This is a genomic window from Aureimonas sp. Leaf454, from assembly GCF_001424685.1.
Classification (GTDB): Bacteria; Pseudomonadota; Alphaproteobacteria; order Rhizobiales; family Rhizobiaceae; genus Plantimonas.
In genome coordinates this window covers 487,135-502,430 of record NZ_LMQT01000012.1, presented here as the reverse complement: position 1 = coordinate 502,430, position 15,296 = coordinate 487,135, and the positions used below count along the sequence as shown (strand labels likewise).

General features: G+C 62.9%; 10 protein-coding genes and 1 pseudogene. 9 read left to right on the top strand and 2 right to left on the bottom strand.

From position 1 onward, the window contains the following. Positions 1 to 70: 70 nt before the first annotated feature. The 6 genes and pseudogenes from ASG43_RS11090 to ASG43_RS11065 form a co-directional block, all read left to right on the top strand. Positions 71 to 767: pseudogene (locus ASG43_RS11090) on the top strand (glycoside hydrolase family 16 protein); the annotation flags it as partial. A gap of 1 nt (position 768) precedes the next feature. Further along, a partial coding sequence (locus ASG43_RS11085) for a family 16 glycosylhydrolase (protein WP_210168275.1) occupies positions 769 to 2,580 on the top strand: 1,812 nt, incomplete at its 5' end. 424 nt (positions 2,581 to 3,004) lie between these two features. Continuing rightward, the gene (locus tag ASG43_RS11080) at positions 3,005 to 4,429 is read left to right on the top strand and encodes a hypothetical protein (RefSeq protein WP_056504387.1); all 1,425 of its coding nucleotides are present in this window, start codon (positions 3,005 to 3,007) and stop codon (positions 4,427 to 4,429) included. Next, positions 4,429 to 5,934, top strand: coding sequence for a lipopolysaccharide biosynthesis protein (locus tag ASG43_RS11075; protein WP_056504385.1), 1,506 nt, complete (start codon positions 4,429 to 4,431; stop codon positions 5,932 to 5,934). The genes ASG43_RS11080 and ASG43_RS11075 overlap by 1 nt, the downstream gene beginning before the upstream one ends. A gap of 37 nt (positions 5,935 to 5,971) precedes the next feature. After that, on the top strand, positions 5,972 to 7,006 hold the full coding sequence (locus ASG43_RS11070) for a polysaccharide pyruvyl transferase family protein (RefSeq protein WP_056504384.1): 1,035 nt from the start codon (positions 5,972 to 5,974) through the stop codon (positions 7,004 to 7,006). A gap of 16 nt (positions 7,007 to 7,022) precedes the next feature. Next, positions 7,023 to 7,949: a glycosyltransferase gene (locus tag ASG43_RS11065; RefSeq protein WP_056504381.1), complete on the top strand. Its 927-nt coding sequence runs from the start codon at positions 7,023 to 7,025 to the stop codon at positions 7,947 to 7,949. A 440-nt stretch (positions 7,950 to 8,389) separates the two neighbouring features. Here the strand turns inward: ASG43_RS11065 and ASG43_RS11060 are convergent, their stop codons facing one another. Both ASG43_RS11060 and ASG43_RS11055 read right to left on the bottom strand, forming a co-directional pair. Next, entirely contained in the window at positions 8,390 to 9,652 is a 1,263-nt protein-coding gene (locus ASG43_RS11060; protein WP_056504378.1) for a polysaccharide biosynthesis/export family protein, read from the bottom strand. Positions 9,653 to 9,701: 49 nt separating this feature from the next. Further along, positions 9,702 to 10,418: a sugar transferase gene (locus tag ASG43_RS11055; RefSeq protein WP_056504375.1), complete on the bottom strand. Its 717-nt coding sequence runs from the start codon at positions 10,416 to 10,418 to the stop codon at positions 9,702 to 9,704. A 1,025-nt stretch (positions 10,419 to 11,443) separates the two neighbouring features. On the opposite strand from ASG43_RS11055, the gene ASG43_RS11050 reads away from it, so the two are divergent. From ASG43_RS11050 to ASG43_RS11040, 3 genes are all read left to right on the top strand, one after another. After that, the gene (locus tag ASG43_RS11050) at positions 11,444 to 12,331 is read left to right on the top strand and encodes a glycosyltransferase (RefSeq protein WP_056504372.1); all 888 of its coding nucleotides are present in this window, start codon (positions 11,444 to 11,446) and stop codon (positions 12,329 to 12,331) included. Then, the gene (locus tag ASG43_RS11045; RefSeq protein ID WP_056504369.1) at positions 12,331 to 13,425 is read left to right on the top strand and encodes a glycosyltransferase family 1 protein; all 1,095 of its coding nucleotides are present in this window, start codon (positions 12,331 to 12,333) and stop codon (positions 13,423 to 13,425) included. Before ASG43_RS11050 ends, ASG43_RS11045 begins: the two co-directional genes overlap by 1 nt. Before the next feature lie 163 nt (positions 13,426 to 13,588). Next, positions 13,589 to 15,295, top strand: coding sequence for a type I secretion system permease/ATPase (locus ASG43_RS11040; protein ID WP_056504367.1), 1,707 nt, complete (start codon positions 13,589 to 13,591; stop codon positions 15,293 to 15,295). Position 15,296 lies beyond the last annotated feature (1 nt).

The window sequence follows — 15,296 nt, the reverse complement described above, 5'->3', positions numbered from 1 at the left end:
CTGGGCCGACATCCGCTCGGAATGGAAGTACGACGCGCATTCGGACATCGGCTTCGGCAAGTCGTCCTTTGTGGATGCCTCGTCGGGCTACGACCCGTTCAAGATCGCCGGCGGCGCTCTGACGATCACCGCGGTTCCCGACGCCACGCCCTACGGCTACAAGGGGAGCTGGGAGTCCGGGCTGATCCACACGAAGGAGAGCTTTTCCCAGACCTACGGCTACTTCGAGATGCGGGCCGACCTGTCGGATGCGGTCGGCTCGTGGGACGCGTTCTGGATGCTGCCCGTGGACGGCAAGAAGACCGCAGCCGGCTGGCAGGAGCTCGACATCGTCGAGCACTACGGCGCCTGGAACAAGGGCGTCTACAGCCACATTCACACCACCGACAAGTCGATTGCGAGCCAGGATCTCCAGGTCTACAGCGACAACACCGACACGACGAAGGGCTATCACACGTTCGGCCTGGAGTGGAACGCGAAGACGCTGAACTTCTACGTCGACGGGATCCTGAAGGGCACGCGCGCGACGCCGAACGACATGCACAGCGAGATGTATCTCCTGGCGAACCTCGCCACCCAGAGCACCGCCAAGGCGCCGATGTCGATGAGCATCGACTACATCCGTGCCTATTCCAAGGACCCGAACGCCGTCGCCGTCGCCCTCGACACCGTGTCCGCACCCGACGGAAAAGACCCGGGACTCTACGGCGCGACCTCGAAGGTCGTCGCCGCCGAGACGCCCCCAATGACATCGTGGCTTTGTCTGCNCCGCCAGATCCACCCGCGCCTGCCATGAAGGGCTATCACACGTTCGGCCTGGAGTGGAACGCGAAGACGCTGAACTTCTACGTCGACGGGATCCTGAAGGGCACGCGCGCGACGCCGAACGACATGCACAGCGAGATGTATCTCCTGGCGAACCTCGCGACCCAGAGCACCGCCAAGGCGCCGATGTCGATGAGCATCGACTACATCCGTGCCTATTCCAAGGACCCGAACGCCGTCGCCGTCGCCCTCGACACCGTGTCCGCACCCGACGGAAAAGACCCGGGACTCTACGGCGCGACCTCGAAGGTCGTCGCCGCCGAGACGCCCGTCCCTACGGATCTCGAGACCCTTCCGGTCCAGGCGCCGCCGGTCCCGGTCAATCCGACGCCGGCGGCTCCTCAGCCGACGACGTCGCCCGCCGTTACGCCGGTTCCCTCGCCGGCCGCCGTTGCGCCGCCCGCGGCGAGCCCGTCCGTGACGAACCCCGGACTGGTCCTCATGGGGACCGACGGTGCCGACAGGCTGACGGGCAAGGCCGGCGATGACGTCATCCACGGCGGAGCGGGCCGCGACGAGATCATCGGCGGCGCCGGTGCCGACAAGCTCTATGGCGGCGACGGCGACGACGTGATCCGCGCCGACGCCGACGACACGGTGATCGACGGCGGAGCCGGTCGCGACATCCTCTACGTCCAGGGAACGAAGGGCCTGACGCTCGATCTCGGCAAGGCCTCCATCGAGGAGGTCATCGGCGGTGTCGGCGACGACCTCCTCGATGGATCGCGCAGCACGGCGAACCTGAAGCTCCAGGGCGGAGAGGGCGACGACACGCTGATCGGTGGGTCCGGACGGGACGAGATCTTCGGCGGCGCGGGTGCCGACAAGCTCTATGGCGGCGACGGCGACGACGTGATCCGCGCCGACGCCGACGATACGGTGATCGACGGCGGGGCCGGTCGCGACATCCTCTACGTCCAGGGAACGAAGGGCCTGACGCTCGATCTCGCCAAGGCCTCGATCGAGGAGGTCGTCGGCGGGGTCGGCGACGATCGTCTCGACGGCTCGCGCAGCACGGCGAATCTGAAGCTGCAGGGCGGTGAGGGCGACGACACGCTGATCGGCGGGTCCGGCCGGGACGAGATCTTCGGCGGCGCCGATGCCGACAAGCTCTATGGCGGCGACGGCGACGACGTGATCCGCGCCGACGCCGACGATACGGTGATCGACGGCGGCGGCGGACGCGACATCCTCTACGTCCAGGGAACGAAGGGCCTGACGCTCGACCTCGCCAAGGCCTCGATCGAGGAGGTCGTCGGCGGTGCCGGCGACGATCGTCTCGACGGCTCGCGCAGCACGGCGAATCTGAAGCTCCAGGGCGGAGAGGGCGACGACACGCTGATCGGCGGGTCCGGCCGGGACGAGATCAGGGGCGGCGCCGGCAACGACACGCTCTACGGCGGCCTGGGAAGCGACATCCTGTCGGGCGGGGCCGGCGACGATCTTTTCGTCTTCAACGCGCCGAAAGCGGGGAACGTCGCCAACATCACCGATTTCGAGAAGGGACAGGATAAGCTGGTCGTCGATCTCAGCGCCTTCGGCTGGTCGCACGCTGCCGGCGCTCTCCCGGCCGACGCCTTCTTCGCCAGCGAGACCGGACGCGCGGCCGACGACCATCATCGCATCCTCTACAACGCCAAGACCGGAGACATTTCCTACGACGCCGACGGCAGCGGCGCAGGGAAGGCGATCGTCTTCGCCCATGTCGACGCGAAGATCCAACTCGCGGCGAGCGATTTCCAGCTGATGGTCTGATCAGGCCCGGCGCGCCGGCCCGACGCTACCGGACCGAGAAGGCGGCCGCGATCAGCGGCCGCCTTCTCGCGTTCGCAGATTCAAACGATGGGCAGGCCGGAGCTTGACGGACGAAGGCCCGCTGGAAAGCCGGCGCGCCCGGAACGGTGCACCCGCGCCCGTTCGCCTCGCGTTGGCCCCGCGCGCCTCGCATCGGGCGTCCAACCGGACAGGCGATCCGCTCTGCGGAACGCAAGCGAAGGGGTTTGTTCGCAGATGCAGCATTGGAGCCGCTGGTTGCGCTGCGCTGCAGGATCGAGTAATCAGCAGGGTGAGATTACGAATGTCCGAGCCGATCGGTCCTGGACAGGATGCTGCAAGCGGAGATCGATCCTTAGCACGTGATCCGTGAAACTCGTCATTGGCCGGGGCCAATCGAGGTGTGATGACTGCTATTCCCATCGCGATCTATTGGGGACTTGCCGTGTGGGGGCTGCTGTCGTCGCGGCCGGTGCTCCTCTACCTGTTCATGGGGTCCCTCGGCTTCTCGTCCTTCGCCGTCATTCCTCCCGCCGTGACCGCCGGTCTGACCTTCGTTCCGGCCACGATGACGGCCTTCCTCATCATCCTCAAGACCTTCAGCAAGAAGCAGCGGCTGCTGATCGCCATCGGTTCGTCGTTGAAGCTGAACCGCTTCGGAATCCTGCTGATCTTCCTGGTTCTATCCTTCGTCGTCACGCTCTTCATGCCGCGGATCTTCGCCGGCACGGTGCAGGTCGTCACGATGTCGGGCGCGACGGTGGCGCCCCTCTACCCGACGGTGCAGAACATCTCGCAGCTCGCCTATCTTTCCATTTCCGTTCTGGTCGTGATCGCCCTGAGCCAGGTTCTCAGCACGCGCGAGATGCGGCAGACGGCGTTGAAGGCGATCGTGGTCGGCAGCTGCCTCACCATCCTGACGGGCCTTCTGGACTATGCGTCGCAGTTCCTGCCGATCGGCCCGGTGCTGGAGATGTTCCGGACGGCGAGCTACGCGATGCTGGTCGACGCGGAGATGCTGGGCGGCAAGCGCGTCGTCGGCCTCGCGCCGGAAGCGTCCGCCTTCGGCAGCGTCTGCCTCTCCCAGCTTTGCCTTCTCTATTTCCTGCGGCGAGGCATGGCCGACGACTTCATCCGGGATCGTGTGATCCCGGTCGCGATCGGCCTCCTCGTCGTCCTGATCTGGCTGTCGACATCCTCCGCCGCCTATGTCGGGCTCGGGGTCTTCGCCGGTCTCGCCTGCGTGGAATGGCTGATCCGGATGTTCGATCAGCGCTACAACCCCCTGCGCAAGCGCCAGCTCGGTCTCGAATTCGGGATCGTCGCGACGGCCATCGGTCTCCTCGCGCTCTTCATGCTGGTCAATCCGAGAGTGATCGACGGCGTCCTGAACGCCATCGACGAACTGGTCCTGAAGAAGAGCGGATCCGACAGCTACATCGAGCGCAATATGTGGACGGCGGTGTCGCTGAACGCCCTTTTCGAAACCTACGGCCTAGGCGTCGGGCTCGGATCGACGCGCGCCTCGAACATCTTCGTCGCCGCCGTCAGCAGCGTCGGCGTGTTCGGCGCGATGGCTTACTTCGGCTTCATCGGCCAGTGCTTCCTGATGCGGGCGGACCCGCGGGATCCTGAGGCCGTGGTCCTCCTCAGCGCTCTGCGCTACGCCCTGATTCCCCCCTTCGTCGTCGGCGTCCTCATCGGAACGACCGCCGACTTCGGCCCGATCGGAGCGTTCCGCTACGCGATGATGATGGCGATCGGCTTCGGCGGCATGACCTATGCCTGGCAGAGGAAGCTTCCCGTCCGCACGTCGCTGAGAACCGCCTGATGCTGGGTCGCAAGGTCGCGTTGGGTGCAATTTGGCTGGTGATGGCCAAACTGGCCACTCGCTCGCTCGATCTCCTCTCCATGATGATCGTCGCAAGGCTTTTGGTGCCTGCTGACTTCGGTCTCTTCTCGTTGGCCGCCGGCGTGCTTCTCATCTTCGACGCTCTGACCGATCTCTCACTTTCGAACGCCATCGTTCAGATGAAAGATCCCCAGCGTTCGGCCTACGACACGGCGTTCACGCTGAATGTCATACGCGGCGTTATACTGGCCATGGCCGTCGTCGGAACCGCTGCGCCTTTCGCGAGCTACTACGGAGACCCCCGTCTCGAAGATCTCCTCACCTTTCTGGCGATTGTCCCGCTGGTGCGGGCATTCGTCAGCCCGAGACTGGCGCATTGGCAGCGAGAATTGAATTTTCGACCGCAATTCTGGACAGAGGCGAGCGGCACGTTCAGCGCCTTCCTCGTGTCCGTCGCGATCGCTGTCGCGACACGCAGCTATTGGGCGCTTGCCGCTGGTCTCGTCGCTTCTCCAGTGGTTGCGGTCGTCCTGTCTTATATCGCTGCCCCATATCGACCGCGCTTTTCCATCGCATCGTGGCGGGACATCATCGCCTTTTCCAGTTGGTTGACCCTTGCTAACGGTGTGAACACCTTGAACTGGCAAGCAGACCGCTTCTTTATTGGAAGTCGGCTTGGAACATCGGTGCTCGGGCAATACACGGTGGGCAATACGCTCGCTAGTCTGCCGACCAATACGCCGGTTGTGCCCATCATGCAGGCACTTTATTCGGGTTTTGCAAAGATATCGAACGATCTGCCCCGACTGCGGGCGGCTTATCTCTTTAGCCAAAGTGCAGTTCTCGCGATCGCACTGCCGATTTCGATTCTCGTTTCCGTTCTAGCAGAACCCATCATTCTGATCGCACTTGGTCCGGAGTGGCATATCAGCGTCGTGGTTGTCCAATACCTGGCACCTGTGTTCGCTATACAGATGATGGCAGGCCCTGCGCAGTCGATTGCGATGGTTTCTGGTCAAACGAAGCAACTCCTGAAGAGGGATCTGTGGATGCTTGCTATCCGACTTCCTCTCATAGTAATTGGTCTTTACATGGGCGGCTTATTCGGTGTGATCATCGCACGAATATTCAGTGGAGTTTTCGTGATATGGCAAAACCTAATTTTGGTGCGGAACATAATCGGTGTATCGATCCTCAGGCAAGCTTTCGGTCCCTGGAGAACCTTTATGGCGGCGATTTTGCTGTACGGGTTTCTATTGGGATTTCTTCCCGACTGGACAGATATGCCCGCGTCACTCGATGTCGAAACGTTGGCCCTCAGTGCCGTCGTGATCGCAGCGGGTCTTCTTTTGTACGCGTCACTTCACATCCTCCTCTGGCTCATCGGACGGCCCGAGGCCTCTTTCGAGGGGAAAATTCTTCAACGAATTGGAAGTTTTCATCGAAGGAACAAAGAGCGCAGAGCTCTTCGCAACCTTGGTTGAGATTGAACAAGACTAAGAAACGGGCTGAAGGTGACGAATGAGCAATGATACTGATGCGGCGAATGCCGGCCATGCCGGACGCCATGTTTCGGCGGCGGTCATCGACGAATTGAAGTCGATGATATTCTCCGGATTGGACGATCTCGTCGATCAGGAGGATTTCGCACTGCTCGATTTTCCTGGACACCCGAATGTAGGGGATTCCGCGATCTGGCTTGGAGAAGTCGCTTACTTCCGCGAGCGCCAGTCCAAGTCGCCCGCCTACGTCTGCGCTCTGAACTCATACTCGGCCGACAAGTTGAGAGAGCGCGTACCCAACGGGATTCTATATCTGCATGGCGGCGGAAATTTTGGGGATATCTGGGAGTCGCACCATTCCTTTCGCGAGATGATTCTCAACACGACGAAAGGACGGCGGATCGTTCAGTTGCCGCAATCCATACATTTTTCCTCTACCGCCCGACTTGACCAAATGGCGCGCCTCATCGAGGCCCACGGTCAATTTACATTGCTGGTTCGCGACCAATACTCCTTGGATCTCGCTCAACAGAAGTTTCTGTGTGAAACCCGACTGGTTCCGGACATGGCCTTCTGTCTTGGCCCGCTGAGTCCAAGCGCCCCATCGATTGATGTCATGGCATTGCTGCGCACGGATGTGGAGAAGATAGAACGTGCCGTCGTTGCACGTGACGGCGTTGCTTTCGAGGATTGGCTCGACGAAAATCTGACCTCGGTCCGTTTCAGCAAGTTGCTGGGCATGATGACGTCGACCATCGTCGCCGGTCCGGCCTCTGCGGAACTCGGGAAATTCAATGCTGGTGCCAACAACCGTTTAAGGCGTGGGCTGCGCCAACTCTCACGTGGCCGAACGGTCGTTACCGATCGACTGCACGCGCACATTCTTTCGGTGCTGCTTGGGCGCCCTCACGCGGTGCTAGACAATAGTTATGGAAAAATTAGTCGCTTCATGGCCGCCTTTTCAGGGCGCAGTCAACTCGCCAGAAGTTTCGTTTCGTTGGACGAAGCCTTGAGTTGGGCTAAGAAAGAAGCTTCTGATAAAAAACCAGAATAGCGGAAATTACAAGACGATGCCAATAGTTTCTTGCATTTTGCCTGTCTACAATGGCGAGCGGTTCTTAGCAGAGGCGATCGACTCTATACTCAGGCAGACGCTCGTCGATTTCGAGCTCATCATCATCAACGACGGCAGCAAAGACGGTACGGCATCGATTCTGGAAGAAAAACAGCGAAGCGACAGTCGGATACGTATCATCAATCAGCTTAATGGCGGTATCGTTTCTGCGTTGAATGCCGGTTTGGCGGAATGTCGTGGCGAATACATTGCTCGGATGGACGCCGATGATATCTCCATGCCTGGACGCTTTGCGTTTCAAGCGCATTACCTCGATACGCATCCGGGCTGCGTGCTGGTCGGAGGCGTCGCCACAACGCGCGAGCTGGGCGAAACCGCGAGCGAGCGGGTCACCGGCGGACCGCACAAGCGTACCGATCTGACGGTATTTCCGCCGAAGATCGCAGTTTCGGTTCATCCTTTGATCATGGTGCGGCGTACGGCGTTCGAAGTCCTAGGTGGCTATAGAGCAGAGTTTCCGCATGCCGAGGATTACGATCTCTTCATCCGCTTGGCAGAGCTCGGCACACTCGACAAACCGGACGAGGTGGTTCTCATCTATCGACGGCATGAGGACGCAATTTCGATCCGGAACATAGAACTGCAGGAGCGCAGTGCCGCTCGCGCGGAAATTTTCGCTATTGCCGAGACCGGGCAAGGGCCGGTGCCGGAATGGCTTTTCGAGGCTTACGTTCGCTATCGTATCCTACGCCGCTACAAGCGGGTGGATGCTAGACGAATTGAACCTCTGATTCGCCAAGCGTGGCGAGATCTCTTCGACCTGACGCCGACCCGTGTCTTCTCACGACGGTACTCGCAACTGCGGATGCGGTTCGCGAAAGTGATTCTGGGTTATTATTGGAAAGGTCTGAAACGCAGATAATCGAACATCGGCGAACGGACGGTATCACGGATCGTCAGCAGATCGACATCAAGGCTTCGTACGAGGATCGTGCGGCGCTGCCGCACATCGTAGGACTTGAAGGCCGAGTGCCGCTTGATGAGCCTATCCTGAAACCGGGAAACGATAGGCGTAGCTGTCATTTTCGTCATGTTTTTGCACGTTGGTGGCACGCCTTCGGACGGCAACGCCGTTCGACATTCTATAAATCAGTATGGGTCCAGACGAAGGCAGCGGAAGGATGGGCCTCATGCCATCAGAAAGAGAAGCGTGCTGAGACGTCGTCCGCCGACTGGCGCAATCTGATAGCGATATGACCGCGCTTCAATCTCGGATGACGGAAACGGCTTCGCCGGTCGCGCCGTGTATCGGCACCGGTCGCTCCGCTCGCAAGGCTCCGCAAGTCTGCAGGTCGGTATCCGTCAGTCCGAAGGGCCGGATGAACCCGTCCGGACGGTTTCGACGGCGGGATCCATCTGGACCTGGAGCGTGTCGCCGCCCTGCAGGACCGTGTCCTTGTCGATCTCGGTCGTGGTCGGCGCGCCCGCGATGGTCGTGGTGCGGAAGAAGCGGATGCCGACCCGGAAATTGCCGGCGCGGTCGATCAGCTTCTCCGGGGCGATCACCGAGGACTCCCGAATGAGCTGTTCGCCCTGGGCGATGCCGATTTCGGCCTTCGAGAGCTCGGCGCGCGCGCTCTGGAGCTCGTTGGCGGCCTGGGTCTTGAACTGGGTGACGACGTCGGCGCCGAGCCGCTCCGCTTCGTTGGCTTCGAGCTGGGCCGCGAGGCGCGCGTTCTGGAGATCGAGGACGCGGCCTTCGAGATCGGACAGGGTGCGTTCGAGTTCGAAGCGGCGGCTGGCCACGGTGAGGCCGCGCCCGACGAGGGATTCCACGCCATCGAGCTGCTCGCGCGCGAGCTTGACCTGCCGGTCGAGATTGATGGACTTCTCGTCCAGCGACTTCAGCTGCTCGAGAGACAGGGAACGACGGCTGCGAAGGCTCTCGAGCTGCGACTCCCGAGCCTGCTTGCGGATCTCCAGAAGCCGCTGCTCCTCGGGCAGGAACGCTTTCGCCCGATCCGCCAGCGGTTGCTTTGCATCCAGCTCGATCACCGTGCCGTCGGCGAGCTCGGTTTCCAGCCGATCGATCCGCGCGACGAGGCGGGCCGCGCTGTCGCGCGCGACGTCGAGGTCGGCTTCCGCCGTGATGATCTCGCGCTCAAGCCGAAGGGTGCCGTTGCCGCCGCGATAGAAGCCGCCGGCCAGTGCCACCGCCTCGATCGCCGTGAGGCCGGGCGTGAAGTCGACCTTGCCCGGCTGCTCGACGCCGCCGATGATGTAGATCGGCGAACGCCCCACGATCTCGACGCCGACATCCGGCCGCAGGGGAAGACTGAGATTCTTGCGGAGGCTCTCCGCGATCACGCGGGACAGGTCGGCGGTCGACTGACCGGCGACCGAGATCTCTCCGGCGAACGGCATATTGATGGTGGCGCCGGGCTCGACGGCATATTCACCGCCGACGGCCGTCCACTCCTTGTACTCGCCCTTGGCGGGCAGCCACTCCAGCACCTTGATCGACAAGCGGTCCTGTGGCCCGATCTGGTTGCGGGCTTCCTGAGCATTCGCGCTCGTGGATAAAGCCGCGATGCAGAGAAAGGCACCGGACAGCAGCTGCTTCATATCGAGAATAGATCCGTTGGTTCGAGAGCGTATAGCCGTCCTCTGCGCCTCAATAGGTTCCTTTGCAAGCCAGAACGGCCGGCACGGTTTTCACGATGATGGCGATGTCGTTGTTGAACGACCATGTCTCGCAGTAGGTGCGATCGAAGGCTACGCGGGCGTCGTAGGACGTGTCGCTGCGCCCCGAGACCTGCCACAGACCCGTGAGGCCCGGGCGAGCCGCGAAGTAGTGCCCGACATAGGGACCGTAGTAGCGCAGTTCGTCCTCGACCACCGGACGGGGGCCGACGATGCTCATGTCGCCGCGCAGGATGTTGATGATCTGCGGCAGCTCGTCGAGGCTCGTCTTGCGCAAGAAGGCGCCGATCGCCGTGACGCGCGGATCCTTGCGGAGCTTGCGGCTGCTTTCCCATTCGAAGTGGGCCTGCGGGTTCTCCGCGAGATGGGCTCGCAGGACCTCGTCCCCGTTCGAGACCATCGTCCGGAACTTCAGGCACTTGAAGGTCTTGCCCCCGAGGCCGACGCGCTTGTGGCCGTAGACGGCGCCGCCGGGCGACGAAAGCCGGACGAGGAGAGCCAGAAGGATCAGGAGCGGCGCCAGGACAAGCAGTCCCGCCGCCGAGAGCGTGACGTCGAGCGCGCGCTTGCGCCAGTCACCGATGACGCTCGTCGGCTCGGCAGCGGATGCGGAACGATACAGGATCGACAACGAGGGTTCGGACGGTGCGAAGGCGGCGCTCGAAAGTTCGTAACGAGCGTTATTCATGGATCGTTTTTCGGTCAGCACCAGGATGCTCCTTGCGACTGCGTTCATCGCTATAATGCACCGCAGCATGCGCCGAGCCAAATCGATTGAAATGCAGCAATGAACCGTTACCGCGCGTTATCCACGTGCAATTCGTAAGGAATGTAGATCATCTTGCAAGACTTACGCGTGACGACGACCGGGGAATTTCGGGCGACCGCAAGACAGCGATAAGATCAGGCTTGTTTCCGATCTCGTCGGGCCGCGATGCACCGAACCATGATGCATCGCGGCGCGCCTTTACAAGCGATTCATGCAATTCAGTGAGCGAGGAGTTGCGACGAACATTTCATTTTTAATGGAATGCGTCGAAGATGAGGCGGGCGCTCTGTCGAATTGGGCGGCATGCATGCCATCATTAGGTGGCTTGCATAAAATTTACCATGCAACCATTCATAAGACGATCACAATTGATTTTGTCTCGACTTTTCAGTGGGATGGGGCGAGACTGCGAGTCGTCGCGATGCCGATTCCATGGTCACCTCCGAGGTGGGCCTTTCAGCCGGGTCACATGGCTGCATAGCAGAATTGCAAATTCGCGGGCACTAATTGTCCGTTCGGACAGTTCCAACCTTTCGGTTCCCCAGCGGAACCATGCCGGGTTCCGTCCGGATCACCAGCGGGATTTCGCCCGGCGGAGATGGCCGGCCCGGCCTGTTGCCGCGTGTTTCCCGCGTTTCCGGACGATACCGGTTCTTTCCGGGAGGCTTGGACCCGTCGGCACTGATGGCAGGAGGTCCAGCAGTCGACCTCGCGCATGGGACACCCAGCACGTGGGTACACTCACGTTGGAACACTGACGATTTGACCTGAGGCCCGGTTGAATGACATGGAGGCTTACGTGTCGGAGGGCCGTCAGCTCCATGCCGTCCGCTGTCCGCCGATGCGGCTCGCGGCCATCGACCTGGACGGATCTTCCGGCGAAAACCCGTCGCGGTCTCCCTGCTCCCGCATGCCCGTCACCTGCCCGTTTGGAATGGATCGCCATGTTGAAGAATGCCGTGATCGCCGTTGCCATCGCGACCGCCGGACGCCGTGACGTGCTTGCCGATACGATCGACCATCTTCGCCGTCAGGAGCGGCTGCCGGACGAACTCCTCGTCTGCCCGGCCAGCCCGGACGACGTGGACGCGGATCGGTTGTCTCTCGCCTTTCCCGAAGCTCGGATCGTGACCGGCCGGCGGGGCCTTCCCGCCCAACGCAACGCGTTGATCGAGGCCTCCGGCGCGGACGTCATGGTCTTCATCGACGACGACTTCCTTCTGGCGCCGGACTTCCTGATCGAAGTCGGCCGCCTCTTCCGAGAGCGGCCGGACGTCGTCGTCGCGACCGGCCATGTCCTTGCCGACGGCATTATGTCAGCCGGTCTCGAGTTCGACGAGGGAGCGTCGATCGTTGCGGCAGCCGGACCGAATGCGGGCGGGGAGCCGGCCGACACCTACAATGCCTATGGCTGCAACATGATCGTGTGGCTGGAGCCGGTGCGCCGGCACGGCATCCGCTTCGACGAGGTCCTGCCGCTCTATGCCTGGCAGGAGGATGTCGACTTCAGCCGGCAGCTGGCGCCCTTCGGGGCCATCGTCCTCGCCCCCCGTCTGCGCGGCGTCCATCTCGGCACCAAGCGGTCTGGACGCAGTCCCGGCCGGCGTCTCGGCTATTCGCAGGTCGCCAATCCGATCTACCTCTGGCGCAAGGGCACCCTGTCCTCACGCCACGCCTTCGGCCAGGTCGCCCGCAACCTTGCCGCGAACGTAACGAAGTCGGCGCGGCCGGAACCCTGGGTCGACCGGCGTGGCCGGCTCCGGGGCAATGTTCTCGGCCTCGTCCATCTCGTCACCCGCCGCCTTAGCCCTTCCAAGGCGACGGATCTCTGATGGCCGTCGACGGAACGGAGACCAGAACGGGAAAGACCGGATTGAAGCCTTTTTCCATCAACGGCCGCTTCCTCTCGCAGAAGACGACCGGCGTCCAGCGCTATGCTCTCGAGATCACGCGCGAGATCGATCGGCAGCTGGGCCCCGGCCGCGAACTGCGGGGTACGCTGATCGCGCCCTGCGCCGTCGATCCCGGCGCCCACCCGAACCTCGCCACCGACATCGCGGCCGGGCCCGGCAACATCTTCTGGGAACAGACGACGCTCGTCCGGCGCGCGAAGGGCATGCTCCTCTGCTTCGGCAACACCGGTCCGATCGCCTACCGCGACAAGATCGTCTGCATCCACGATGCCAATGTCATGCTGGAGCCACAAAGCTATTCCCCCAAATTTCGCGCCTATCTCAGGTTGATCACGCCGCTCGTCGTCGGCACCTCCCGCCACATCGTGACGGTCTCGGATTATTCCGCGCGCATGCTCGCCGAAACCGGCATCGCGCGCCGGCACGACATTAAGGTCGCGCCGAATGGCCACGAGCATGCCTTGAGATGGTCGACCGAAGCCTCCGGCGTCGCGGCCGAATACGGCATCGACCGCCCGTTCGTGCTCCTCGTCGGCAGCCTCGCCGCCCACAAGAACTGGGCTGTCGTCGCGAAGGTCGCGCGCGAACTGGCGGAGAAGGGAATCGACGTCGTCGCCTGCGGCGCGGGCGGTGCCGAGTTCAGCCGTCTCGACGAAGCGGGATATGCGAGTTTCAAGATGCTTGGCCGGATTTCCGACGACGATCTCGGCTGGCTCTATCGCAACGCGGTGTGCCTCCTCTTTCCCTCCACCGTGGAGGGGTTCGGCATTCCGCTCGTCGAGGCGATGGCGCTCGACTGCCCCGTCGTCGCGTCAAACGCGTCCTGCATGCCCTCGATCGTCGGGGATGCCGGTGCGCTCCTCGATCCGCACGATCCCAAACCCTGGCTCGATGCGGTACTTGCCTTGAGTGGGGCCCCCGAGCGGCGGCGGCTGTTCGTCGAACGGGGCCGCGAACGCGTGAAGCAGTTCTCCTGGGCGAAGTCGGCCGCGGTCTATCTGGATCTGCTCTGACGGCACGCGTCACGAGGCTTGCGCGGGAGCGCTGCCGGCGGATGGATTTATCATGACAGCGGAACGGTTTGGATCGGAGGGCCGTGGTTCGATATTAAGGAAGCGCAGACTTATCGCGCGGTAAGGTGGTTTTGCGATCACCGACCGAAGAACGTGACCAGACATGCGCTCCGAACTGTCGAACTGCCTCGTTGAATGCCGGGGCGCGTTCCTGTCGATCGGTCTCCTCAGCGGCGTTGCCAACGTGCTGGCGCTCACCGGCTCGATCTTCATGCTGGCGGTCTACGACCGGGTGATCCCGAGCGGCAGCGTCTCGACGCTCGTGTCGCTCGGACTGATCGCGCTCCTCGTCTACGTCTTTCAGGGCCTGATCGACATCGCGCGGGCGCGGCAGCTGACGCGGGTCGGGCTGGTCGTCCAGGAATCCCTCAACGCCCGCATCTACGACACGACGGTGCGCAAGGCGGCGCAGGGCAACGCCAACGGCGCGGGCGCCGTGCGGGACATGGACCAGATCCGCGGCTTTCTATCCTCGATGGGTCCGACCGCGCTCTTCGACCTCCCGTGGCTGCCGATCTATCTCGGCATCTGCTTCGCGTTCCACTGGGCGATCGGGGTGAGCGTCGTGGTCGGCGCGCTGGTCCTCGTCGGGATCACCGTCGTCAGCGACCTCGTCACCAAGGGCCCGTCGACGGCCCTGGAGGAGGCTGTGAACCGTCGCTCCGCGATCACCCTAGCCAGCCAAAGCCAGTCGGAGACCCTGCAGGCGATGGGCATGACGCTCGCGATGTCGGCCTCGTGGAACCGGGTCGGCGAGCGGATCGTCGCCCTCAGCCGCGACATGGCGGACATGCAGGCCGTTCTCAACACGTCCTCCCGCACCGCCCGCATGGTGCTGCAGTCCTTCGTTCTCGCCGTCGGCGCCTACCTCGTGATCAATCAGGAAGCGACGGGCGGCATCATGATCGCGAGCTCCATCCTGTCCGCGCGCGCGCTGTCGCCGATTGAGTTCTCGATCGCGCACTGGAAGAGCTTCGTCGCGGCGCGGCAGAGCTGGACGCGGCTGGACGAGGCGCTGCAGTGCAATCCGGTGGAACGCTCGCCCTTTTCCGTGCCCGTGCCGAACCGCATGCTGGTCTGCGAGGCGATCTCGCTCGCTCCGCCGAAGGTCGGTCGCCTCGTCGTGCGCGATGTCTCCTTCGCCTTGACGGCGGGGGAGGGCCTCGGGATCATCGGCCCGACCGGATCGGGGAAGTCGACGCTGGTGCGCGCGATTGTCGGTCTCTGGTCGCTGGAGATGGGCGCCGTCCGTCTCGACGGCCATTCCCTGTCGCACTGGTCGTCGACCGAGCGGGGACGGTTCGTCGGCTATCTCCCGCAGACGGTCGCCCTGTTCGAGGGAACGGTCGCTCAGAACATCGCGCGGTTCGACGGCGACGCCGACCCGCTCGCCATCGTGCAGGCTGCGCGCGCCGCGGGCGTTCACGACATGATCGCCCGCCTCCCCGAAGGCTACGACACGATGATCGGCGAAAACGGAGCAGGGCTCTCCGGCGGGCAGAACCAGCGACTGGGCCTCGCCCGCGCCCTCTACGGCGATCCCTTCCTCATCGTCCTCGACGAGCCGAATTCCAATCTCGATCACGACGGCGAGGCAGCGCTCCAGGCGGCCATGCTGGCTGCGCGGGCGCGCGGCGCCATCGTGCTGATCGTCGCGCATCGACCGAGCATCCTGTCGGCCGTCGGTCACGTGATGATTCTCGGCGAAGGCCGCGTGCAGGCGTTCGGCCCCCGCGACGAGGTGCTGGAGAGGGTGTCGGGTCGCGGCGCGGCTCCCCTTCGGACGGCCGCCGCCGGCAAGGTAGGATGAC